The sequence below is a fragment of the Mordavella massiliensis genome (assembly GCF_016901695.1).
Taxonomy (GTDB): Bacteria; Bacillota; Clostridia; order Lachnospirales; family Lachnospiraceae; genus Claveliimonas; species Claveliimonas massiliensis_A.
In genome coordinates, this window is sequence record NZ_JACJKS010000018.1 from 12,151 (window position 1) to 33,019 (window position 20,869).

The window sequence follows — 20,869 nt, forward strand, 5'->3', positions numbered from 1 at the left end:
TCCTTTCAATCCACTGTGAAAACAGTATTCAGTTGTAACTCTGCTACAAGAGCAATTTACATTATATGCGACTGAACATCTGTTTGTCAAGACTTTTCGTGACGGTTTTTTTGAAAAGTCATATAACATCCGCAATCCGTGACTGCCGAGCATTTATTTCCGGCGTCATTCATTGATTTTTCGCTTATGCTGTATATGTATTCCGATATGCCCAATTCCCAAAATAACCGCCGAAAGAATCAGCCATAGTACCTTGCCGTAAATACCCAGCAGAATGAAAGCGGCGACTGGCAGTGTTGCGCCTGCAAGAGGTATACCGAGAAATCCACTGTAAAAATCGCTGAGTTTTCGGTTACTGCGAAAATAGCGTATCCACCATAGCTCATACAAAACCATCATAAGTGCAGCGGCAATCAACCACCACGACCATACCGTCCATTTATGCAGATTAAAATCAGAAAAAATTAACGCACAGCAACAGGTCAGCACCTCTCCGAGACGTTCAAATGCCAGTAAAATTTTGTTCTCATTCTCCGAAGTATATCCTTGCGGCAGGTTTTTCGTCCAAATAATATTTGGGATAAAGAGCGCCGACAGAAAGAGTAACCCTACATAAGAAAATCCAAGATGACCGTTCATCGGCGTTCCTCCCCGAGAACAAAATCAGCAAGCGGCTCAATATATTCTTTTGAGGTATGGTCATAAGATGTATTCAGAGCTTTCAGCATTTCTTTCTCGTATTCGCTTTTCTCTTTTTTTCGTTTTACCATAGCGGCAAACACCTTCATCATCAGCTTGTCACCAAAAGGCATATTTTCATAGCGCAGTCCGCCCTGCATATAAAAATGGGGAACTTTATCCATCTCTTCTGTTGTAAGATTATTTTTCCAAGCTTCTTCTATCATCTCTGTTGCCGAATTAGGCGTAGCTCCGGTAGCGAAAACAATCAGCTTTTCCGCCGTACTTTTCTCGAAAAGAGCTTTTGCATTTTTCAGTCCGTCCACAAATCCGGCATGAAACCGTCCGCCGAAAATAATGGTTTTGTATTCCGACATTGTCTCTGCGGAAACTTTTTTCAACTCCACGGCGGAGCAGTTCAGCTTTTCGGCAATCCATTCGGCATATTGCTTGGTAAAGCCCGTGACGCTCTTATAAACTACTAAGATCTGCTTATTCATTTCTATTGTCCTCCAATGCTTGTTTCAAAAATGCTTCATAAGCCAGCTCCTGCTGGTTGAAAATTTCAGCTTCGGAAATTGAGGAAGAGGTGACGGAGTAAATTGTTCCGATACCAATGGTATAAATCAGCATATTCAGGTGCAGCCGCTTTGCCGCAGAAATGGAAATATTTAGATTTTCTGCAATTATTTTTGAAACATTCGGATTGGTTTCCGAACAGTAAATGTCATCAAGAGAGGAAACATTTTTTCGTTCCTGAAACAGATACATTCTGAAAATATGAGGTTCATTTTTTGCAATCTGAATATATGCGTGTCCGGTGCTGCGGAACAGGTCGTTTCTGTCAACGGTTTTTCCGACTTCCGCCAGAATAAAGGTCCTTGCTTTTTCTGCAACGTCATTCTTCAGTCCGTCCATATTTTTGCAGTAGCTGTAAATCGGCTGTACGGAACAGCCCAATTTCTCCGCAATGGTTTTTACAGTCGCTTTTTCAATTCCGTCCTTTCGGGCTATCTCAAAGGCGGCGTCCACTACCATTTCTTTTGTTATCCTTTGCTTTGGCATAGTCGTCCCTCCATAAAAAATATAGTTATGTAAACTTATTATATAACTCTATTTTACATAGACACAGGATAAAAGTCAAGGAAGATTTTTCAATCTTGCATTAGTACGGTCGCTTTTTGTCCAGCCAGCCTTGCTCTGCCCAATATTTGCCGTCGAGGTATTCGGGATCAGCTTTATGTAAGGACTTTTGCATTTTACGACAGAAAGAAAACTTAAGTTTTGTAATCAAATTTGTATGTGCAGGTTTGGTATAGTCGATGCGTGAAAATTCCCGTGAAAGCTTTTCTATCTTTTTTGTCAGTTCCGTTTGCTTCTTTTGGGAAAGCTTATCCCAGATAATATTACCCATTAAAGCTCCGGTAAAAATACCGATTTTAGAAATGCCCCACCAAGATAAGCTGTGCTTTATATCTTTTGCCGCAGATTTTGCACCGGCACCTAAACACTGTGTAATGATGACCGCACGTTTCCCGAACATTTCAGGAGCAGGGCGGTGCGGCAGCCAGCGGTAAGCAAAATGGTCGAGGAGATTTTTAATTGCGCCGGTTGCGTGAAACACATAAGCAGGAGAGGTCATTACAATTAAGTCTGCTTCCAAGAGCGATCTATCAATTCTTTCGATGTATTCTGCGTCTTTACAAGCCTTTTCGCCCTTTAAGATGCAGTTTGTGCAGCCGACACAGAAATTGGGGCAATCCTTTGGGAGATAGTATTCCGTAATGTTTGCCTTATTTTTAAACTCCGCTAAAAACATCTCTTTCAAGCGGTAGGTTACACCTCGTTTTTCCGTTGCGTTTATAACCGTTATTTTCATTCTGATACCTCCAAAATATCGTGCAGAATTTGCGTGTGCCACGCCTTGCGGTTTTCCTTTTTACTTAAATCAATATCAAGTATTGTCGAGGTCGTTTCATACCGAAGAAATGTCTGCTGCATAACCGAAATCAAGCAAAAAGTCTTTCTTTTTACGGTGCTTTCGTCCCAATCAGGACGGCAGGCAGCGACAAGAGGAAGATATGCGGCATAAGTTCTGTAAGTGTTGTCATTTTCCTTCGGTGACTGCATATCGGTAAGAACAGAAATTTTGGAAATGGCATAATGTTCAAACAGAAAATCAAGCGTCATATTACCGAGACACTTCAACTTTTCAAAAGGAGTAAAACCATCTGTTTTTTCTCGTATATTCTGAAAATGCTCGACTGTTCCGTTTATCATACGCTCAATACATTGCTTGATAAGTTTATCTTTGTTTCCAAAATGATAATTGACAAGCCCTAATCCAACGCCTGCTCTTTTGCATATCTCACGGACTGTAACTTCTTCTAAATGTTCCCCTTTTTCCTCAATGAGTTTAATCGTTGCCTGTATGATTGCTTCTTTATTATCCACACTGTACCTCCTATTGAACACTGTTCAGTCACATTATACTGAACGCAGTTCAAAAGTCAAGCGATTGCGAAAACAAGTGGAATATGCAACGATTTTCGGTGTCAAAACGCCCTGTTCAAGCGGCTAAGAGAGCAAAAAGCGGCGGGTAACCGCAACAGTTGTTGGTGATAGAAGTGTTGAATATAATGGGGAGACTATGTCGCTGACCGCCCTTGCAAAACTTCTGACCGGCAAGCAGTACTCCATTGCCGGACCAAAATACTTCAAATACAAGGGCGAAAGGCTCAACGATATCCGTCATCGGCTTGGCGTTTAAGAATAAACGATAGCCCACAAATTAAACGGTAGCCCTAAAAACAAACGATAGCCCACTGCCATCCGGTGCCTTTGAGCACTGGATTGGCGGCGGGCTATCGTTCTACCGGGGAGCAGCAGACATCTCAAAAGTCGGAAAGCCCTTGAAATAAGCCCATTCAGGCAAAAAGAAAGCACCGCAATCTTGATACCCATTGTATCAAAATTGAGGTGCTTTTTTGACGGAGAAAGAGGGATTCGAACCCTCGCGCCGGTTGCCCGACCTACACCCTTAGCAGGGGCGCCTCTTCGGCCTCTTGAGTATTTCTCCAGCAGAAGTAATTATACTAAACCCTTGTCTGCTTGTCAACGTGTTTTTCCCTATTCTCCAAAATAAGCCTCCTGCAGTAATAGACGATAAATGCAAGTGCTGTGAGAAGCCAGGTGACCGGATAACTGAAGATGATCGCCTCGATCGTGGGTGATATTTCCATAGCTCCAACAAGCCATATCACACGCAGCGCACAGATACCGATCAGTGTGATCACAAGAGGCACAAGTACATCTCCGACACCGCGCAGTGCGCCTGCCAGCACTTCAATAAACGCATAGACGACATACCAGGGCACGATCAGTACCATCATCCGGCAGCCGATACGGATCACTTCCTGATCCGTCGTAAAAAGCCGGAACAGCCAGGTGCGGAGGAGGAGAAGTCCTGCCACGATGGCAATGGATACGGCCAGATCCATCAGCAGGCAGATCCAGGTGCTCTTTTTCACCCGGTCTGGTCTTCCCGCCCCGTGGTTCTGCCCTACAAAGGATGTGATCGCTATGCCGAAGGATGTGCTGACCATCCAGAATACGATATCCAGTTTGCCATAGGCGGACCATGCCGCCACCACGTCTGTTCCAAAAGTGTTAAGAGCCGCCTGTATCACGATATTGGTAATGGCGAAAAGGACAGACTCCACCGCTGTGGGGATGCCAAGCCGCATCTGGGACGACAGGATCGGCCATGTAAAGCGCATCCGCTTTCTGGTGATCCGCAGAGGTCCTCTGTCTGTGGCCAGCCGGACAGTGATCAGCACAGCGCTCAGCGCCTGGGACAGAAATGTGGCGATGGCCGCTCCCTCCACGCCCATGCCGAGTCCGGCAACAAAAAGGATATCCAGAACAATGTTGGTAAAACAGCAAACGATCAGATAGTAGAGCGGCGTGCGCGAGTTGCCTGCCGCCCGCAGGATGCTGGATCCCATATTATATATGAAAGTAAATGTCAGGGCCCCAAAGTAGATCCTAAGATAGACAACAGAATCCCGCATTGTGTCCGCGGGCGTATTCATCAGTGCAAGCATAACCGGCGTGAGGGCGATGCCGATCACCGTCAGGATGATCCCGCCGGTCAGGGCAAGAACATAGGCATTGTGTACAGCGCGGCTGGCGGACCGCTTATCTCTTGCTCCGAAGAAATGGGCAATGATGACGGTCGCTCCCGATGACAGGCCGGTGAAAAAGCCAACGATCAGACTGGAGATCTGGGCTGCAGATCCGCCCACCGCCGCCAGGGCTTCCTTGCCGACAAACTGGCCTACGATAACCGTATCTACCGTATTATAAAGCTGCTGAAAAAAACTGCCCAGCATGATGGGAAAGAAGAAGATCAGAAGCTGCTTCCAGATAATCCCTCCCGTGATCTGCCGGGAATCGTCTGTGTGCGCAGACATAAAAGATTCCCCCCTTTTCCTTCATCCTGCATTTCTACTGCGTGTACTTTTCGATCACTTCCCCGATCCTCTTCTTCACCTCCGCCGCGATCTCTGTAGTCTTCATATCCTTATACTCTTCGTAGGACAGCGGCTTCAGGAAATGCACCTGGACTGTGACCGGGCTGATCGTGTTTGTGTCAAAAGGCTTGAAGGAGTCAATCAGCGCCACCGGCACGATGGGGCACTTCGCCTTTGTGGCGGACTTGAAGCTTCCGCCCTTGAATTCCCGCAGCTCGTTGCCGTTCTTTGACCGGGTTCCCTCGGCAAAGATCAGATAATTGCGTCCCTTCTTTACCTCCTCTGTCACATGGATGATGACCTGCATGGCCTGCCGGACATCCTCCCGGTCCAGAAGATATGCCTTCATGCAGGCGAATACCTGTTTGAGGAACTGAATGTTGCCGATCTCTTTTTTTGCCACTACGGAAAAGGGTTTCGGGCAGGCCTCGATAATAGCAAGCACATCGTAAAGTCCCTGGTGATTGGGGAAGAACATAAATCCGTTCTTCTCCGGGATGTTTTCCACACCATGGACATCGATCTTCACATTTCCGCCCCTGTTGGCATGGATCGTGATATATTTCAGAAGGGCGTACTGCTCTTCTTCCGTATATTTATCCGGATGCGCGGCGTGATAACACAGCCGGCACCAGGCAGCCGGAACAAAAAAGAAATTCCGGAATATCATAAGTAAGATTCTCTTCATCTCTGGTACTCCTTTACTGCAGTTTCATACAGGTTTCGTCCCTGGCTGTCCACCACAACGATCACCGGGAAATCCTCTACATCCAGCCTGCGGATCGCCTCCGTGCCCAGGTCATCGTAGGCGATCACCTCCGACTTCCGGATGCACTTTGACAGGATGGCTCCCGCGCCCCCGACAGCCGCAAAATAGACGCACCCGTTCCGCACAATGGCGTCAAGCACGGCCTGACTCCTCTTTCCCTTTCCGATCATGGCTCCAAGTCCCAGATCGAGTAGCCGCGGGGTGTATTTATCCATCCGGCTGGCCGTGGTCGGGCCGGCGGAACCGATAGGACGTCCTTCTCTTGCCGGAGACGGCCCCATGTAGTAGATAATCTGGTCCTGTATGGAGAGAGGCAGTTCTTCCCCCTTATCCAGCGCCTCATCCATCCTCTTGTGGGCGGCGTCCCTGGCAGTGTAGATGGTTCCCGTCAGATAGACGTAGTCGCCGGCCTGCAGGCCGGACGCCTCCTCCTTTGTCATTGGAACATGTATTTTTTTCTCCATAGCCTGTCTCCTCCCTATACTTCCCTTTCGATATGCCGGTTCACATGGCAGCATATATTGACCGCCACGGGAAGACCCGCAATATGGGTCGGATACGTATTTACATTTACAGCGAAGGCGGTGATCCTACCGCCGAGTCCTCCCGGTCCTATGCCGAGGCTGTTGATCTTCTCCAGCATTTCCTCTTCCAGCTCCCGCACCCAGGGGATATCTGCGTGAGAGCCCGCCTGCCTTGTCAGTGCCTCCTTGGCCATGAGCGCGCATTTTTCAAACGTGCCCCCCACTCCGACACCGACCACCATGGGCGGACAGGCATTGGGGCCTGCATCTTTTACAGCGGTGAGGATGGCGTTCCTGACGCCGTCCAGGCCGTCCGCCGGTTTGAGCATGAAGACCCGGCTCATATTTTCGCTCCCGAATCCCTTTGGTGCCACTTTGATCTTTACCTTATCTCCGGCCACGATCCGGGTGTGGATCACAGCAGGTGTGTTGTCTTTTGTATTCTCCCGGAGAATGGGATCGCCCACAACCGATTTGCGCAGGAATCCTTCCGTATATCCCTGGCGGACGCCCTCGTTGACCGCGTCTTCCAGAAGGCCTCCCTTAAGATGCACATCCTGTCCGATCTCCAGGAAGACAACCGCCATGCCGGTATCCTGGCAGATGGGGATCATATCCTCCCCCGCGATCTTTAAGTTTTCCTCAAGCTGGCCCAGGATCTGTCTTCCGAGAGGTGCTTCCTCTTTTTCCTTTGCCTGCTCAAGCGCTTTTTTCATATCTTCCGAAAGAAAATGATTTGCTTCTATGCACATCTCTTTTATATTTCGTGTGATCTCACTTACCTGGACTGTACGCATTGTCTTCCTCCTGTTCAGATATATTTATATTTCTTCTTTTTGCAGTGCTTCACACAAAAGCCGGCAGATTTCATCCACCGCCTGCTGCACTTCTTTGATCTGCTGCCCGGTGATCCCATCCACGTGAAAGCCTCCGCTGCAGACCACAGTCGTGTTCCCTGTAGCTGCCAGTCTCTCCGCAAGCTGCCTGCACAGCGCTTCGTCCTTGTGCCCCGTCACATTGAGAACAGAAGCCGTACTGCTCACACTTCCGTCTCCTGTCAGAGAGGGCCGTGGAAGGGCCAGCACGGTACAGCCTATATGGGGGATGTCTCCTCCTGTCAGAAGAACGTGATAATCATTTCCTATTTTTGTAAATTTTATAGCTAATTCAGCAAAAGAAAGCTGTTTTATAATTTCCTGTTCCATCTTCTTTTAAAGTCCTTTCCAGCGCCGGTATCCCTCTGCCTCAATCCCGAATGGCTCCAGAAGTCTGGCTGCGATATGATGCACCATATCCCGGATCTGTTCCGGCTTATGGTAAAAGGTCATCATGGGCGGGATGATGCGCACGCCGGGGATCATAGAGAGTTCATGCAGATTCCGAAGATGAATGGGGCTCAGCGCGTCTCCCGCGCCGCCAGGACAAGTGGACGTCCTTCCTTCAGGGTAACGTCTGCAGCCCGCAGGATCAGATTGTCCGCATAACCGCTGCATATGCCCGCCACTGTCTTCATGCTGCAGGGAACGATCAGCATGCCGTCTGCCCGGTATGATCCGCTGGCAGGTCCCGCGCCGATCTCTTCGGGCTCATAGACCTGATCCGCCAGACGCTCCATATCTTTTTTACAGAGCGCTGTCTCGTGCTCCAGCGTAAGGACCGCGCTCCGGCTCATGATGAGAACAGACTCGCAGTTTTCCGTCTCGTGAAGAATTTGAAGGCATTCCTGCAGAATGGGCATTCCGCTGGCTCCTGTCGACGCAATGATAATTTTTTTGTTTCTTATATTATTATTTTCCATCTTTTATCCATTTCTCCGGTTTTACTTCCATAAATCTTGCCCTCACAAATCTCTCCTTCTGGTCATAGAGGACCGTGCAGTCAAAGATCGTCTTGCAGGCGATGCCGTGATCCCGGATCGATGGCAGAAAGTTTTTTAAACTGCAGGACAGCCATGTATTTCCCGCCGCCCGGAGACGCACAGTACACATTCTGAAGCCGGCCCGGCATGGCCTTTTCGATCATGCCGTAGATGCTCGCTTCTGTCGGGATGCCGGCCATGGATACATGTTCCTCACTTGGTCCGATGCATGTCTGCATGATGGGATCTGTTCTGTGAGTCACAGCCGTCACCTTGATGAGCCAGCACTGATCGCTGGCAGGCCCTGTATATCCAGGAAATTCCGGCATGGCATAGCCGGTGTGGCTGTTTTGGTCTTCCTGCACCCGCACGTGGGGGATCACCTCTCCCTCGATCACGTACTCCGCATTTGCAATGGCTTTTTCCTCTACGGTCAGGCATTTGCACAGTTCTACCGGCTCCCCGCGCAGCGCGCCTGCCACGGCCAGTTCGTCATAGCCGAGCGGCGTCGTGGGCGGCTCAAAACACGAGCCGATCTCAATGGCGGGATCCACTCCGATGCTGATAGAGATGGGAAGTTTCTGTCCCAATTCTTCCGCCCTCTCTGCCATGGCCCCGATATGCCTGGCCCCCGGCGTAAAGAAGATGGATAGTTCGTCCTTTCCCTGAATGCAGAGCCTGTGGATGGTCACATCGCTTCTGCCCGTATCCGGATGGGTGGCATAGCACATACCAAGGGTAATGTACGGGCCCGCGTCGTCCGGCGTGTTGGTCGGCGCGGGAACCAGTTTATACAGATCAAAATCCGGGTCTGATGCGCGGTGGACTACTTCCTGGCAGGGCGCCGGACCTTCCTTCAAAACCGGCGGGACAGGACTGTCCACACTGTGCCAGAGCATTTTCCCGAGGTCTTCCGGCCGGCCGCCAAGAAGAGCCGCCACCCTCTTTCTGCTGGCAAGCACACCGATGGCCACCTTCGCTCCCGGATGCCCTTTCACATTGTTAAAGATCATGGCCGGGCCCTCCTGTTTATCCTCTGTTCGCGTTCTGATTCTATTTTATCGGTTTTTGCGTATTCAATCAATTGAAAATTCAGATAATCTGACACAATAACACAGGGGTAATGTTAATTCCGGACGTAACATTTTTAAAAAATGTTACGTCCGGAATTGCGGTTTTTTTCCCTCCGTCCTATAATATCTACAAAAGGAGGTTTTTTCTATGAATACATCGATCGATATGGAAAAATTGCGGGAGGATGCCGTACATATATTTAACTCCGGCTTCACGTGCTCCGAGTCTGTCATCTATGCGATCCGGAAAAATTTTGAACTGGAGATGTCTGATGACGCCATTGCCATGAGTTCCGGTTTCCCGTGGGGACTTGGCGGTGCAGGCTGCATCTGCGGCGCCCTGGCAGGCGGCACCATGTGCATCGGCTACTTCTACGGACGCACAGAGCCCGGCGATCCCCGCAACCAGCTCTGTTTTAAGCTGTGCAATGAGCTGCATGATTTCTTTAAGGAGAACTACGGCGCTGCCTGCTGCCGCGTGCTGACAAGAGGAATGGAGAAGCAGTCTCCTGAAAGAAAGGCGCACTGCACAAAGATGGTTTCCGGCACGGTTGTGAAGACAGCGGAGATCATTCTTGCAAATCTGGAGAACAGCAGATTTCAGTAAAAAGGAATAAATCCATATAAAAAATGCGTGGCATCTCAAAAGACGCCACGCATTTTCTGTTTATGATTCTTCCTAAATCTCTGTCTCTTCTGTCTCCTCTTCTTCATCCTCATCTCCTTTTCTCACTTTTGCGATGCTGGCGATCTTATCGCTTTCCTGTAAATTGATCAGCTTCACGCCGGAAGTGATGCGTCCGAGAATGGAGATCGTGGAGCATTTCATGCGGATCACAATCCCGTCTGTATTGATGATCATGATCTCGTCATCCTCATCCACAGCCTTGATGCCGACCACATTGCCTGTCTTCTCCGTGATCTTGTAGCACTTCACGCCTTTGCCGCCGCGGTTCTGCGGTGAAAACTCCTCCATGGCTGTCCGTTTGCCCATTCCTTTTTCGGAGGCGATGAGCAGGTGGGTCCCCTGGGAGTCGAGCTGCATGCCGATGACTTCATCGTGATCTGTCAGGTTCATGCCGCGCACGCCCATGGATGTCCTTCCGGTCGGGCGCACATCTGTCTCGTGGAAGCGGATGCACTGTCCGTATTTTGTTGCCAGGATGATATCCTTTTGCGTATCCGTGTACTTCACTTCAATGAGCTCGTCATCATCCCGCAGGGTGATAGCCGCAAGCCCTGTCTTCCGTACATTTGCGTACTCCTTGATGGGCGTTTTCTTCACAAGTCCCCTCTTCGTCGCCATGAACAGGTACTCGCCGTCCCGGTACTCGTCGATGGGGATGACCGCTGTGATCTTCTCGTCCGGCAGAAGCTGCAGGAGGTTGATGATCGCCGTGCCCCTGGCTGTCCTTCCGGCCTCCGGGATCTCGTACCCCTTCATGCGGTATACGCGCCCGGTGTTTGTAAAGAACATGATGTAGTGGTGGGTGTTCGTCATGAACAGCTCTTCCACGTAGTCGTTGTCTATCGTCTGCATGCCCTTGATCCCTTTTCCGCCTCTGTGCTGAGACTTGAATGTATCCTCGGACATGCGCTTGATATAGCCGAGTTTTGTCATGGTGATGACAACATTCTCTCTCGGGATGAGATCTTCCATGGAGATGTCGTACTCGTCGTAGCCGATCTTCGTTCTTCTGTCATCGCCGTATTTTTCCCGGATCACAAGGATCTCTTCCTTTATCACGGAGAGGAGTACTTTCCTGTCCGCCAGGATCGCTTTCAACTCGCCGATGCGCTTCATCAGCTCATTGTACTCGTTCTCCAGCTTCTCCCGCTCCAGACCTGTGAGAGCCCTGAGTCTCATATCCACGATGGCCTGGGCCTGGGCGTCTGAGAGGTCGAACCGCTTCATCAGCTCCGCCTTGGCCTCCTGCACATTGGCAGAACCGCGGATGATCTGGATCACTTCATCAATATGGTCCAGGGCGATCAGGAGTCCCTGCAGGATGTGGGCCCTCTCCTCCGCCTTGTTGAGCTCATATCTGGTCCGCCTTGTCACGACCTCTTCCTGGTGGCGCAGGTAGTAGTTCAGCATATCCAGGATATTCAGGACCTTCGGCACATTGTCCACAAGCGCCAGCATGATAACGCCGAACGTATCCTGAAGCTGCGTATGCTTGTAGAGCTGGTTCAGGATCACGTTTGCATTGGCATCCCGCCGAAGCTCGATGCACACCCGCATGCCTTCGCGGCTGGACTGATCGCTGAGCTCTGTGATGCCGTCGATCTTCTTATCCCGGACAAGCTCCGCGATCTTCTCGATGAGCCTTGCCTTGTTCACCATGTAGGGAAGCTCTGTTACGATGATCCTGCTCTTGCCGTTTGGCATTGTCTCAATATTGGTCACGGCACGGACGCGGATCTTTCCGCGGCCTGTCCTGTAAGCCTCCTCGATGCCCCGTGTGCCGAGGATCGTGGCTCCTGTCGGAAAATCCGGTCCCTTGATGATCTCCAGGATCTCCTCCATCGTGGTCGTCTCTTTATCCGCGATCTGGTCGTCAATGATCTTTACCACGGCATCGATGACTTCCCTGAGATTGTGGGGCGGGATATTGGTCGCCATGCCGACGGCGATGCCGGACGTCCCGTTTACAAGGAGATTGGGAAATCTGGACGGGAGCACCATAGGCTCCTTCTCTGTCTCGTCAAAGTTCGGAACAAAATCAACTGTATCCTTGTTGATATCCGCTGTCAGTTCCATGGAAATCCTGCTGAGACGGGCCTCCGTGTAACGCATGGCAGCAGCCCCGTCCCCGTCCACGGAACCAAAGTTGCCGTGTCCGTCCACGAGGGGATATCTGGTGGACCAGTCCTGCGCCATGTTGACAAGCGCTCCGTAGATGGAACTGTCGCCGTGGGGGTGATATTTACCCATGGTATCGCCGACGATACGGGCGCATTTTCTGTGGGGCTTGTCCGGACCGTTGTTCAGTTCGATCATGGAGTAGAGGATCCTTCTCTGCACCGGCTTCAGTCCGTCCCTGACATCCGGAAGGGCCCTGGAAGCAATGACACTCATGGCGTAGTCGATGTAGAACTTCTCCATTCTCTCCTTCAGATCCACTTCGTGGACTTTATCAAAAATATTATCTTCCATCGTCTTCTACCTTTCTATCTGTCTGTTCTACACATCCAGGTTCTGAACGTATTTTGCATTTTCTTCAATGAACTCGCGCCTCGGCTCCACCTTGTCACCCATGAGGGTCGTAAAGGTAAGATCCAGTTCGGACGTTGTCTCCTCATCCATCGTCACGCGCATCAGGATGCGGTGGTGCGGGTCCATCGTCGTCTCCCAGAGCTGGTCTGCATCCATTTCACCCAGGCCTTTGTAGCGCTGGATCTTGTTGTTCGTATCCCTTCCAACTTCCCGCAGGATGGAGTCCAGTTCCTCATCGCTGTAGGCATACCATACCTTTTTATTCTTCTCCAGCTTGTAGAGCGGCGGTTTTGCCAGATATACGTACCCCTGCTTGATCAGCTCCGGCATGAACCGGTACATAAATGTGAGCAGAAGGGTGCTGATGTGGGCGCCGTCCACGTCCGCATCCGTCATGATGATGATCTTGTGATACCTGAGTTTGGATATGTCGAAATCATCGTGGATGCCGGTGCCAAAAGCTGTGATCATGGCCTTGATCTCCGCATTGGCATAAATCTTGTCCAGGCGGGCTTTCTCCACATTGAGGATCTTGCCCCGCAGCGGCAGGATGGCCTGCGTGGCCCTGTCCCTGGCCGTCTTGGCGGAACCGCCGGCGGAATCTCCCTCTACGATGTAGATCTCGCAGTTGGCCGGATCTTTGTCTGAGCAGTCGGCCAGCTTGCCTGGAAGCGACATGCCGTCCAGCGCGGACTTTCTTCTCGTCAGATCTCTCGCTTTGCGCGCGGCCTCCCTGGCTCTCTGGGCCAGGACAGATTTCTCGATGGTCATCTTGGCAATGGACGGATTCTGCTCCAGATAGATCTCCAGCTGGCGGCTCACCACATTGTCCACCGCGCCTCTCGCCTCGCTGTTTCCAAGCTTCTGCTTCGTCTGCCCCTCAAACTGGGGCTCCTCGATCTTGACGCTGACAATGGCCGTCAGTCCCTCCCTTATATCTTCACCGGACAGGTTCGGCTCACTGTCTTTGAGCAGTTTATTCTTTCTCGCATAATCATTGAACGTCTTTGTGAGGGCGTTCCTGAATCCCACAATGTGGGTTCCTCCCTCCGGCGTGGTGATGTTGTTCACAAACCCGTATGTGTTGTCCGTGTAGGAGTCGTTGTGCTGCATGGCCACTTCCACCTGCACATTGTTCACTGTCCCCTCGCAGTAGATGACGTCCTCATAGAGGGGCGTGCTGCTGCGGTTCAGGTACGTGACAAACTCCTTGATGCCTCCCTCGTAGTGGAACTCCTTCTCCACCGGTTCCTCCGGCCTGTCATCCGTAAGGACGATCCGGAGGCCTCTTGTCAGGAAAGCCATCTCCCGTAATCTTCTCTTGAGGACATCATAGTCAAATACCGTCTCTTCAAAGATCGTATCATCCGGGAAGAACGTAACTTTTGTCCCCGTCTTGTCCGGGTCGCACTCCCCGATCACACGCAGTTTATCCACGACTTTCCCGCGCTCATACCTTTGTTTATACACCTTGCCCTCATTGCAGATCTCCACTTCCAGCCAGTTGGAGAGGGCGTTTACGACAGAGGCGCCCACGCCGTGGAGTCCGCCGGATACCTTGTATCCCCCGCCGCCGAACTTGCCGCCTGCATGGAGAACCGTAAATACAACCTCCACGGCCGGGATGCCGGCCTTGTGGTTGATCCCGACGGGAATACCGCGCCCGTTGTCCGTGACTGTGACGGAATTGTCTTTGTTGATCCTGACATGGATCCTGTCACAGAAACCGGCCAGCGCCTCATCCACGGAGTTATCCACGATCTCATACACAAGATGGTGGAGCCCCCTCGCCGATGTGCTGCCTATATACATACCCGGACGCTTTCTGACTGCCTCCAGACCTTCCAGGATCTGGATCTCATCTGCGCCATACTCATGCTGTACCTTTTCTGTACTCATATTCTCCTCCTAGTTCTCCATTGTCACATGCCCTTCCCGGACATGAAATACTTTATTTACGCGAAACCTGCGGTTTACGAATTCATCTACCCCTGTGCAGGTGATGAGAGCCTGTATATCGTGAATGCTGTCCAGCAGATAGTTTTGCCTGTGTTTGTCCAGCTCAGACAGCACGTCGTCAAGAAGCAGGATGGGCGTATCTTTCGCCACTCTCTTTACAAGCTCTATCTCCGACAGTTTCAAAGAAAGGGCCGCCGTGCGCTGCTGCCCCTGGGATCCGAACCTGCGGATGTCAATGCCGTTCGTCAGAAAACAGATATCATCCCTGTGGGGCCCGCATCCGGTACTGCGCATGCGAAGATCCCTCTCCCTTCCTCTCTTCAGCGCATCAAGGAGAGGTTCATCCTTTGCATCCGGCTCGTAGATCACCTGGATCTTTTCCTTATCCCCGGTCAGCCTGCTGTGAATATCAGAAATAATTTCATTTACTTGTATAATAAATTTATTTCTTGCCTTTCTTATTTTCTCGCCGTATCCGGCGAGCTGCATATCCCACACATCCAGCGTATCTGCCAGGGTTGTTCCTTTTTCTTCCCTGCGGGCCAGCTCCTTCAGAAGATGATTCCTCTGATTCACGATCCGGTTGTAGTTGGAAAGATTGCTGAGATATACTTTGTCGAGCTGGGAAAGCTCCAGATCTATAAATCTTCTTCTCTCGGAGGGACCGTTTTTTATAATGTTCAGATCCTCCGGAGAAAAAAATACGATGTTGACAATACCGAACAGTTCGCTCGCCCTGCGGATGGGCATCTTGTTGACTGCTATCCCTTTCGGACTGTTCTTCTTCAGGTGGATGTCGATCTGATAGCTCATTCCCCTCTTCTCAACATCCGCCTCTATGTGGGCCTCATCCTGCCCGAACCGTATCATATCCCTGTCCTTTGTCCCCCTGTGGGATTTCGTGGTGCCGCACAGATAGACGGACTCCAGGATATTGGTCTTTCCCTGGGCATTATTCCCGTAAAAGATATTGACAGAATCGCCGGGCGAAATCTGCAGCAGTTCATAGTTTCTGAAATCCTTCAGTTTTAGCGATCTAATCTTCAATTCTGATCTCTTCCCCGTTGTATGAAACGATATCTCCTGCGTACAGCTTTCTTCCCCGCCTTGTATCCGTCTGTCCGTTTACCTTCACAAGCCCGTCCTGGATCACTTCCTTTGCCTCCACGCCGGACCCGGCAAGGCCGGCCGCCTTCATCGCCTGGCCAAGTTTGATATACTCATCCCTGAGATGCAAAACTTCCATCACACACACTCCTAGATCGCATTGAAATTCACAGGAAGGATCAGGTAGATATAGCTCTCCGTCTCATCCTTGATAAAGCAGGGCGCCTTGGCGTTCATGAGATAGAGCTCCACCTCCTCATCGTCAATGACGCGCAGGGCGTCGATGAGGAATTTCGGATTGAAACCGATCATCAGATCCTTTCCTTCCTTGCTGATCATGATCTCCTCATCCATGGATCCGAACTGGGAGCGGATGCGAAGCTCCATCACATCGTCCCCTATGGTGATGATGATCGGCTTCTTGTCCCCCTCTTTTACAAGAAGGGTTGCCCTGTCTATACAGTTTAACAGATCTCTCTTGTTGATCCTCACCTTTGTCTCATAATCGCTGGAAAGCATCTGGTCTATCTTAAAATACTCCCCCTCGATCAGGCGGGATACAACTACGGTGCGGTCAAATTCAAAGACAATATGATTTCCCGTGAAGTACATGCATACTTCGCTCTCTGCCTCCCCGGAGAGGATCTTGCTGATCTCGTTCAGCGTCTTGCCCGGAACGACGATCTTGTGGTCCCCGCACTCTCCTTTCAGCTCGATCTTGCGGATGGAGATGCGGTGCCCGTCAAGAGATACGACGCGCAGGATCCCGTTTCTTATCTCGAAAAGTTCTCCTGTCATCAGCTTGTTGCTCTCATTGTCCGCAATGGAAAAGATCGTCTGGCGGATCACTTCTTTCAGGGTAAACTGGGAGACCGTGACAGTCTCCGTCTTCTCGATCACCGGCAGGTAGGCGAAATCTTCGCCGGATCTCCCCATGATATCGAATTTTGCCTTTTCACAGGTAATGATAACCTGATCTTTCTCATCCGTCTCGATAACGATATCGTTGTCGGGAAGCTTCCTCACGATCTCGGAAAACATTCTCGCGTCAATGGCGATCATACCGTGTTCCCTGATATCTCCCCCGATCTCTGTCTGAATGCCAAGCTCCATATCATTGGCGGTCAGTCTGATGATATCAAGCGTCGCATCGATGAGGATGCACTCGAGGATCGGCATGGTCGTCTTGGAAGGAACTGCCTTGGATACAATTCCAACTCCCTTTACCAGTTCAGATTTATGACAGATTATTTTCATGGCTGTGTATATCTCCTTTCGCGCGTTTTTTATAAATACATATATAATATATTTTCCGTCTTAACCGTAGTAGGGGACGGGATAATGTGGAAAACCCATGCATCCCCTTTGTTTCTGAGGGATTCCCCATTTCATAAGTCTGTGGATTTAAAGTGAATGGCCTGTTGAAACAGGTGGAAAAAATTTATTATCCACAATGTATCCACATCCTACAGTGGATTGATTTTCTTCTTTATGATATCAACCGTATTGCTCAGGATTTCATTCTTTTGGATCTCTGTCTGGATCTTTTTGATGCCGTGGTTGATGGTGGAGTGGTCTTTTCCTCCGAGAACGATGCCCATCTCCTTCATGGACACGCTTGTAAGGGTGCGGCACAGATACATGAAGATCTGCCTTGGAACTGCGATCTCTGCGGTCCTTTTGCTGCTCTTCAGATCCGCGATGCTGATGCCGAAGTGTTCGGATACCACATCCAGGATCAGCTCCGGCGTCACCGTCCTCTTTTCCTGGGAGGAGATGAGATCCTTGAGAGCCTCCGCAGCGAGAGGAATGTCGATCTCCTCCCTGTCATTTTGCAGTTTGTAGAGGGCGATCAGCTTATTCAGAGAGCCTTCCAGCTCACGTATGTTGTTTTTAACATTTGAAGCGATATACTGAAGGACTTCATTTGAAATGTGATATTTCTGCAGGGAGTCCATCTCGATCTTTTTCTGCAGGATCGCCATCCTTGTCTCGTAGTCCGGCGCGGAAATATCGGCGATCAGTCCCCACTCAAACCGGGTGAGGAGCCTTGCCTCCAGCGTCTCAATGTCCTTTGGAGGGCGGTCGCTCGAGATGATGATCTGCTTGCCGGCTGTGTGGAGATGGTTGAATGTGTGGAAAAATTCTTCCTGCGTACTTTCTTTTCCTATGATGAACTGGATGTCGTCGATGAGGAGGACATCGTTGTTCCGGTACTTGTCCCGGAACTCGGCCATGGAATTTTCCTTTGGATTTTTCAGAGCCTGGATCAGTTCGTTGGTGAAAGTCTCGCTTGTCACATACAGCACTTTCCTTTTCGGGTCTTTATCCAGTATAAAATGAGCCACAGAATGCATGAGATGGGTCTTTCCCAGTCCCACACCCCCGTACAGGAAGAGAGGATTGTAGACCTGTCCCGGAGATTCCGCCACAGCTAAGGAGGCGGCGTGGGCAAAGCTGTTGTTGCCTCCCACGACAAAGGTGTCAAAGGTATACTTCGGGTTGAGTCCCGCATTCTGGGCAGCCGTCTTTGTGCGTCTTTTCTCGGAAGACGCAGGAGCCATCTCCATGATATCGTCCAGCTTATCGTCGTCTTCAGAGACAAGGACCACTTCGTATTCCTTTCCCGTGACCTCGCCAATGGATACCTTGAGAGGAAGGCGGTATTTCTTGTTGATGTATTCCACACTTGCGTTTGAGACAAGGATGTAGACCGTGTCTTCCGTCACCTTATATACTTTCAGGGGTTTGATCCATGTCTCGAAGGATACATTCAGAAGTTCATGCTCCACTCTGAGATGATCCAGTATGTCAGACCATTTTTCTTCTACGACGTTCATCTTGAATAACTCCTAATCTAACCTGTATTCTTTCATATGCTTATTCTTATCTATTTTACATCAAAAAAGGGTATTAGGCAATGAAAAATCAAGGTGGATAACTTGTGGAAAAGGGGAAACCCTGAAATAGGCCGGAAAGAGGATAAAAAAAGTTTTTTATCCACATAAAACAGAAGAGATATCCACATTTTGTTGATAACTTTTCTTCTATATTATATATGCATCACAGAAATGTGGAAAAGAAATGAAACATATAGAAGAGGAAAATAGCAGGTTTTGCTTGACTTCACGCTGTTTATTGCATATAATCAAAACTGATGTCTAAGAAAAAGAGCGGGAGTATCCTGTGTAAAATATAAGGAGGTGGATATCTATGAAAATGACATTCCAGCCAAAGAAGAGACAGAGGGCAAAAGTTCACGGATTCAGATCCAGAATGAGCACAGCAGGCGGAAGAAAAGTACTTGCTGCCAGAAGAGCAAAAGGAAGAAAGAGATTATCAGCGTAGGCCGCATATATGTGGCCTTTTCTTCTCTTAAAATTAAGGTATGGGAATGAAATATTCTGAGTCGCTGAAAAAGAACAGAGAGTTTCAGCAGGTATACAAAAATGGAAGATCAGCCGCCAACCGCCTGCTTGTCATGTATGAGATGGAAAACGGACTCGGAAAGAACCGTCTCGGCGTTTCCGTCAGCAAAAAGGTTGGCAACAGCATTGTCAGGCACCGTCTGACAAGATTGATACGCGAAAGTTATCGTCTGAATGAGGAGATGTTTCCGTGCGGCAGGGATATCGTTGTGATCGCAAGGGTATCCGCAAAAGGAAAAGGCTACCGCGAGATAGAGAGCGCTCTTCTCCATCTGGGACGTCTTCACGGGATGATAAATATAAATCTTTAAAAGAGATAAAGCGGAGTGATGTTTCGTGAAAAAGATCCTGATCGGCATGGTAAAGATTTACCAGAAATATCTGTCCCCCCTCAAGGGACATTCCACATGTATCTATTTTCCGACATGCTCCCAGTATGCGGTGGAGGCCATTGAAAAGTACGGAGCCCTTAAGGGAGGACTGCTGGCCGTATGGAGGATCCTCCGCTGCAATCCATTTGCCAAAGGAGGCTACGATCCGGTCCCGTAGCTTTTTTGATCCAATCGCACAAACGGAGGAAAAGATAATATGGAAGGTGTAGTATTGACAGCCGCCAACTGGCCGATCATCGGACAGATCGCGGAGCTGCTCGGTATCGTTATGAATTTTATCTACGAGATGCTGGATAAGATTCTTCCCTCAGACGTAGGTCTTGTGGGACTGTCCATCATACTGTACACGATCCTTGTGTACATGATCATGATGCCGCTGACGATCAAGCAGCAGAGGACATCCAAGATGACTTCGGTTATGAACCCGGAGCTTCAGGCAATCCAGAAGAAATATAAAAATAAAAGAGACCAGGCATCTCAGATGAGGATGCAGGAAGAGATGCAGCAGGTGTACGATAAGTACGGCACGTCCATGGCGGGTGGATGTCTTCCGATGCTCCTGCAGATGGTGCTTCTGTTTTCGCTCTATCCGGTCGTATACCAGATCGAGAACTATGTTCCCGCCATCAAAGATGCGCCGGCAGACGTGCAGAAGTTCCTGACGATCCCGGATATCTCCCTCTCCCCGATCCAGATGTTTACGGAGAGAGCGCAGATCTCGGAGCAGTTCGGCGTGTCCGTGGCCCTTCTGATCGCCACAGCCATCGCCCTTCCGGCCATTTCCGTGGGAACCCAGTATCTGAGCATGAAGCTTTCCCAGTCCATCTCCGGACAGGCTATGGACAAGGATAATCCGATGTACAGCACCATGAGGACCATGAATGTGACCATGCCTCTTTTCTCCCTGTTCGTCGTTGTAACGCTTCCGGCAGGTCTTGGTATCTACTGGATCGTCAGCGCGGTCGTGAGATGTCTCCAGCAGTTGTTCATCAACAGGCATTTAAGGCAGATCTCCGTAGAGGACCTGATTGAGAAGAATAAGGAGAAGGCTGCAAAGAAGCGGGAGAAGCGCGGCGAGAGGGCCGAGAAGATCAACGCCATGGCGCAGACGAATACAAGAAGCATCCAGAGCAGGGCCAAGACGTCCGTTCAGACAGACAAGGAAAAAGAAGAGAAGCTGAAGAAGGCTGCAACAAGCCAGAACACAGCAAAAGAGGGAAGTCTTGCCGCAAAGGCGAATCTTGTAAAAAAATACAACGAAAATAATTAAAGGATAAAAAGGGACTTTTTCATCAGGGAAGAGTCCCTTGAAATGGATATAGGGAG

The 20,869-nt window shown here is 49.9% G+C and carries 23 protein-coding genes, 1 tRNA gene and 1 pseudogene; 5 read left to right on the forward strand and 20 right to left on the reverse strand.

Going from position 1 to position 20,869, the window contains the following annotated elements:
* Positions 1–165: 165 nt before the first annotated feature.
* The 14 genes and pseudogenes from H6A20_RS10770 to H6A20_RS10830 form a co-directional block, all read right to left on the reverse strand.
* Positions 166–639 carry a hypothetical protein gene (locus tag H6A20_RS10770; RefSeq protein ID WP_204907134.1) on the reverse strand — a complete coding sequence of 158 codons (474 nt, stop codon included), beginning with the start codon at positions 637–639 and terminating at the stop codon, positions 166–168.
* Positions 636–1,178 carry a flavodoxin domain-containing protein gene (locus H6A20_RS10775; protein WP_066832346.1) on the reverse strand — a complete coding sequence of 181 codons (543 nt, stop codon included), beginning with the start codon at positions 1,176–1,178 and terminating at the stop codon, positions 636–638. The genes H6A20_RS10770 and H6A20_RS10775 overlap by 4 nt, the downstream gene beginning before the upstream one ends.
* Positions 1,171–1,743 (reverse strand): TetR/AcrR family transcriptional regulator, encoded by a 573-nt coding sequence (locus tag H6A20_RS10780; RefSeq protein WP_204907135.1) that lies wholly within the window; start codon positions 1,741–1,743, stop codon positions 1,171–1,173. The genes H6A20_RS10775 and H6A20_RS10780 overlap by 8 nt, the downstream gene beginning before the upstream one ends.
* A gap of 100 nt (positions 1,744–1,843) precedes the next feature.
* Positions 1,844–2,557 carry a flavodoxin family protein gene (locus H6A20_RS10785; RefSeq protein ID WP_079989178.1) on the reverse strand — a complete coding sequence of 238 codons (714 nt, stop codon included), beginning with the start codon at positions 2,555–2,557 and terminating at the stop codon, positions 1,844–1,846.
* Entirely contained in the window at positions 2,554–3,132 is a 579-nt protein-coding gene (locus tag H6A20_RS10790) for a TetR family transcriptional regulator (RefSeq protein WP_204907136.1), read from the reverse strand. Before H6A20_RS10790 ends, H6A20_RS10785 begins: the two co-directional genes overlap by 4 nt.
* A 537-nt stretch (positions 3,133–3,669) precedes the next feature.
* Positions 3,670–3,757: transfer RNA gene (locus H6A20_RS10795), tRNA-Ser, on the reverse strand.
* Positions 3,758–3,773: 16 nt separating this feature from the next.
* Positions 3,774–5,153, reverse strand: coding sequence for an MATE family efflux transporter (locus H6A20_RS10800; protein WP_204907137.1), 1,380 nt, complete (start codon positions 5,151–5,153; stop codon positions 3,774–3,776).
* 34 nt (positions 5,154–5,187) lie between these two features.
* Positions 5,188–5,901 carry a lysophospholipid acyltransferase family protein gene (locus tag H6A20_RS10805; RefSeq protein WP_204907138.1) on the reverse strand — a complete coding sequence of 238 codons (714 nt, stop codon included), beginning with the start codon at positions 5,899–5,901 and terminating at the stop codon, positions 5,188–5,190.
* Positions 5,898–6,446 carry a Fe-S-containing hydro-lyase gene (locus H6A20_RS10810; RefSeq protein WP_204907139.1) on the reverse strand — a complete coding sequence of 183 codons (549 nt, stop codon included), beginning with the start codon at positions 6,444–6,446 and terminating at the stop codon, positions 5,898–5,900. The genes H6A20_RS10805 and H6A20_RS10810 overlap by 4 nt, the downstream gene beginning before the upstream one ends.
* 14 nt (positions 6,447–6,460) lie before the next feature.
* Positions 6,461–7,303, reverse strand: a complete 843-nt coding sequence (locus H6A20_RS10815; RefSeq protein ID WP_204907140.1) for a fumarate hydratase — start codon at positions 7,301–7,303, stop codon at positions 6,461–6,463.
* A gap of 24 nt (positions 7,304–7,327) precedes the next feature.
* Positions 7,328–7,711 carry a prenylated flavin chaperone LpdD gene (gene lpdD / locus H6A20_RS13915; protein ID WP_204907141.1) on the reverse strand — a complete coding sequence of 128 codons (384 nt, stop codon included), beginning with the start codon at positions 7,709–7,711 and terminating at the stop codon, positions 7,328–7,330.
* Positions 7,712–7,717: 6 nt separating this feature from the next.
* A complete protein-coding gene (locus H6A20_RS13920; RefSeq protein WP_338106686.1) occupies positions 7,718–7,867 on the reverse strand; it encodes a hypothetical protein in 150 nt (49 codons plus the stop codon).
* 35 nt (positions 7,868–7,902) lie between these two features.
* Entirely contained in the window at positions 7,903–8,244 is a 342-nt protein-coding gene (locus tag H6A20_RS13925) for a flavoprotein (RefSeq protein ID WP_338106687.1), read from the reverse strand.
* Between the two features lie 49 nt (positions 8,245–8,293).
* Positions 8,294–9,392: pseudogene (locus tag H6A20_RS10830) on the reverse strand (UbiD family decarboxylase); the annotation flags it as partial.
* A 193-nt stretch (positions 9,393–9,585) separates the two neighbouring features.
* On the opposite strand from H6A20_RS10830, the gene H6A20_RS10835 reads away from it, so the two are divergent.
* Positions 9,586–10,044, forward strand: coding sequence for a C-GCAxxG-C-C family protein (locus tag H6A20_RS10835; RefSeq protein WP_204907142.1), 459 nt, complete (start codon positions 9,586–9,588; stop codon positions 10,042–10,044).
* A gap of 72 nt (positions 10,045–10,116) precedes the next feature.
* Here H6A20_RS10835 and gyrA read toward each other — a convergent pair whose 3' ends face one another.
* The 6 genes from gyrA to dnaA form a co-directional block, all read right to left on the reverse strand.
* Complete coding sequence (gyrA, locus tag H6A20_RS10840; protein WP_204907143.1) at positions 10,117–12,597, reverse strand: DNA gyrase subunit A; 2,481 nt, start codon at positions 12,595–12,597, stop codon at positions 10,117–10,119.
* Between the two features lie 27 nt (positions 12,598–12,624).
* Positions 12,625–14,556: a DNA topoisomerase (ATP-hydrolyzing) subunit B gene (gene gyrB, locus H6A20_RS10845; RefSeq protein WP_204907144.1), complete on the reverse strand. Its 1,932-nt coding sequence runs from the start codon at positions 14,554–14,556 to the stop codon at positions 12,625–12,627.
* 9 nt (positions 14,557–14,565) lie between these two features.
* Positions 14,566–15,663, reverse strand: a complete 1,098-nt coding sequence (gene recF, locus H6A20_RS10850) for a DNA replication/repair protein RecF (RefSeq protein ID WP_204907145.1) — start codon at positions 15,661–15,663, stop codon at positions 14,566–14,568.
* The gene (locus tag H6A20_RS10855; protein ID WP_204907146.1) at positions 15,653–15,862 is read right to left on the reverse strand and encodes an RNA-binding S4 domain-containing protein; all 210 of its coding nucleotides are present in this window, start codon (positions 15,860–15,862) and stop codon (positions 15,653–15,655) included. The genes recF and H6A20_RS10855 overlap by 11 nt, the downstream gene beginning before the upstream one ends.
* Positions 15,863–15,873: 11 nt before the next feature.
* Positions 15,874–16,980: a DNA polymerase III subunit beta gene (gene dnaN, locus H6A20_RS10860; protein ID WP_204907147.1), complete on the reverse strand. Its 1,107-nt coding sequence runs from the start codon at positions 16,978–16,980 to the stop codon at positions 15,874–15,876.
* A 209-nt stretch (positions 16,981–17,189) separates the two neighbouring features.
* The gene (gene dnaA / locus H6A20_RS10865) at positions 17,190–18,563 is read right to left on the reverse strand and encodes a chromosomal replication initiator protein DnaA (RefSeq protein WP_204907148.1); all 1,374 of its coding nucleotides are present in this window, start codon (positions 18,561–18,563) and stop codon (positions 17,190–17,192) included.
* A gap of 373 nt (positions 18,564–18,936) precedes the next feature.
* Here dnaA and rpmH point away from each other — a divergent pair, with 373 nt between their 5' ends.
* The 4 genes from rpmH to H6A20_RS10885 are packed head-to-tail and all read left to right on the forward strand — an operon-like array spanning position 18,937 to position 20,813.
* Positions 18,937–19,071: a 50S ribosomal protein L34 gene (gene rpmH, locus H6A20_RS10870; RefSeq protein ID WP_101695292.1), complete on the forward strand. Its 135-nt coding sequence runs from the start codon at positions 18,937–18,939 to the stop codon at positions 19,069–19,071.
* 46 nt (positions 19,072–19,117) lie between these two features.
* Positions 19,118–19,462: a ribonuclease P protein component gene (rnpA, locus tag H6A20_RS10875; RefSeq protein ID WP_204907149.1), complete on the forward strand. Its 345-nt coding sequence runs from the start codon at positions 19,118–19,120 to the stop codon at positions 19,460–19,462.
* A gap of 25 nt (positions 19,463–19,487) precedes the next feature.
* A complete protein-coding gene (yidD, locus tag H6A20_RS10880) occupies positions 19,488–19,700 on the forward strand; it encodes a membrane protein insertion efficiency factor YidD (RefSeq protein ID WP_204907150.1) in 213 nt (70 codons plus the stop codon).
* Positions 19,701–19,739: 39 nt separating this feature from the next.
* Entirely contained in the window at positions 19,740–20,813 is a 1,074-nt protein-coding gene (locus tag H6A20_RS10885) for a YidC/Oxa1 family membrane protein insertase (protein ID WP_204907151.1), read from the forward strand.
* Positions 20,814–20,869: the final 56 nt, after the last annotated feature.

What these genes read in the sequence shown, in the direction of transcription:
- H6A20_RS13925 (WP_338106687.1), bottom strand. Translation starts at nt 8,244, where the DNA reads ATGCCCATTCTGCAGGAATGCCTTCAAATTCTTCACGAGACGGAAAAC.
- gyrA (WP_204907143.1), bottom strand. Translation starts at nt 12,597, where the DNA reads ATGGAAGATAATATTTTTGATAAAGTCCACGAAGTGGATCTGAAGGAG.
- H6A20_RS10835 (WP_204907142.1), top strand. Translation starts at nt 9,586, where the DNA reads ATGAATACATCGATCGATATGGAAAAATTGCGGGAGGATGCCGTACAT.
- H6A20_RS10885 (WP_204907151.1), top strand. Translation starts at nt 19,740, where the DNA reads ATGGAAGGTGTAGTATTGACAGCCGCCAACTGGCCGATCATCGGACAG.
- H6A20_RS10855 (WP_204907146.1), bottom strand. Translation starts at nt 15,862, where the DNA reads ATGGAAGTTTTGCATCTCAGGGATGAGTATATCAAACTTGGCCAGGCG.
- H6A20_RS10770 (WP_204907134.1), bottom strand. Translation starts at nt 639, where the DNA reads ATGAACGGTCATCTTGGATTTTCTTATGTAGGGTTACTCTTTCTGTCG.
- H6A20_RS10775 (WP_066832346.1), bottom strand. Translation starts at nt 1,178, where the DNA reads ATGAATAAGCAGATCTTAGTAGTTTATAAGAGCGTCACGGGCTTTACC.
- rnpA (WP_204907149.1), top strand. Translation starts at nt 19,118, where the DNA reads ATGAAATATTCTGAGTCGCTGAAAAAGAACAGAGAGTTTCAGCAGGTA.
- dnaN (WP_204907147.1), bottom strand. Translation starts at nt 16,980, where the DNA reads ATGAAAATAATCTGTCATAAATCTGAACTGGTAAAGGGAGTTGGAATT.
- lpdD (WP_204907141.1), bottom strand. Translation starts at nt 7,711, where the DNA reads ATGGAACAGGAAATTATAAAACAGCTTTCTTTTGCTGAATTAGCTATA.
- gyrB (WP_204907144.1), bottom strand. Translation starts at nt 14,556, where the DNA reads ATGAGTACAGAAAAGGTACAGCATGAGTATGGCGCAGATGAGATCCAG.
- H6A20_RS10785 (WP_079989178.1), bottom strand. Translation starts at nt 2,557, where the DNA reads ATGAAAATAACGGTTATAAACGCAACGGAAAAACGAGGTGTAACCTAC.
- H6A20_RS10780 (WP_204907135.1), bottom strand. Translation starts at nt 1,743, where the DNA reads ATGCCAAAGCAAAGGATAACAAAAGAAATGGTAGTGGACGCCGCCTTT.
- H6A20_RS10810 (WP_204907139.1), bottom strand. Translation starts at nt 6,446, where the DNA reads ATGGAGAAAAAAATACATGTTCCAATGACAAAGGAGGAGGCGTCCGGC.
- rpmH (WP_101695292.1), top strand. Translation starts at nt 18,937, where the DNA reads ATGAAAATGACATTCCAGCCAAAGAAGAGACAGAGGGCAAAAGTTCAC.
- H6A20_RS13920 (WP_338106686.1), bottom strand. Translation starts at nt 7,867, where the DNA reads ATGATCCCCGGCGTGCGCATCATCCCGCCCATGATGACCTTTTACCAT.
- H6A20_RS10805 (WP_204907138.1), bottom strand. Translation starts at nt 5,901, where the DNA reads ATGAAGAGAATCTTACTTATGATATTCCGGAATTTCTTTTTTGTTCCG.
- H6A20_RS10815 (WP_204907140.1), bottom strand. Translation starts at nt 7,303, where the DNA reads ATGCGTACAGTCCAGGTAAGTGAGATCACACGAAATATAAAAGAGATG.
- dnaA (WP_204907148.1), bottom strand. Translation starts at nt 18,563, where the DNA reads ATGAACGTCGTAGAAGAAAAATGGTCTGACATACTGGATCATCTCAGA.
- H6A20_RS10800 (WP_204907137.1), bottom strand. Translation starts at nt 5,153, where the DNA reads ATGTCTGCGCACACAGACGATTCCCGGCAGATCACGGGAGGGATTATC.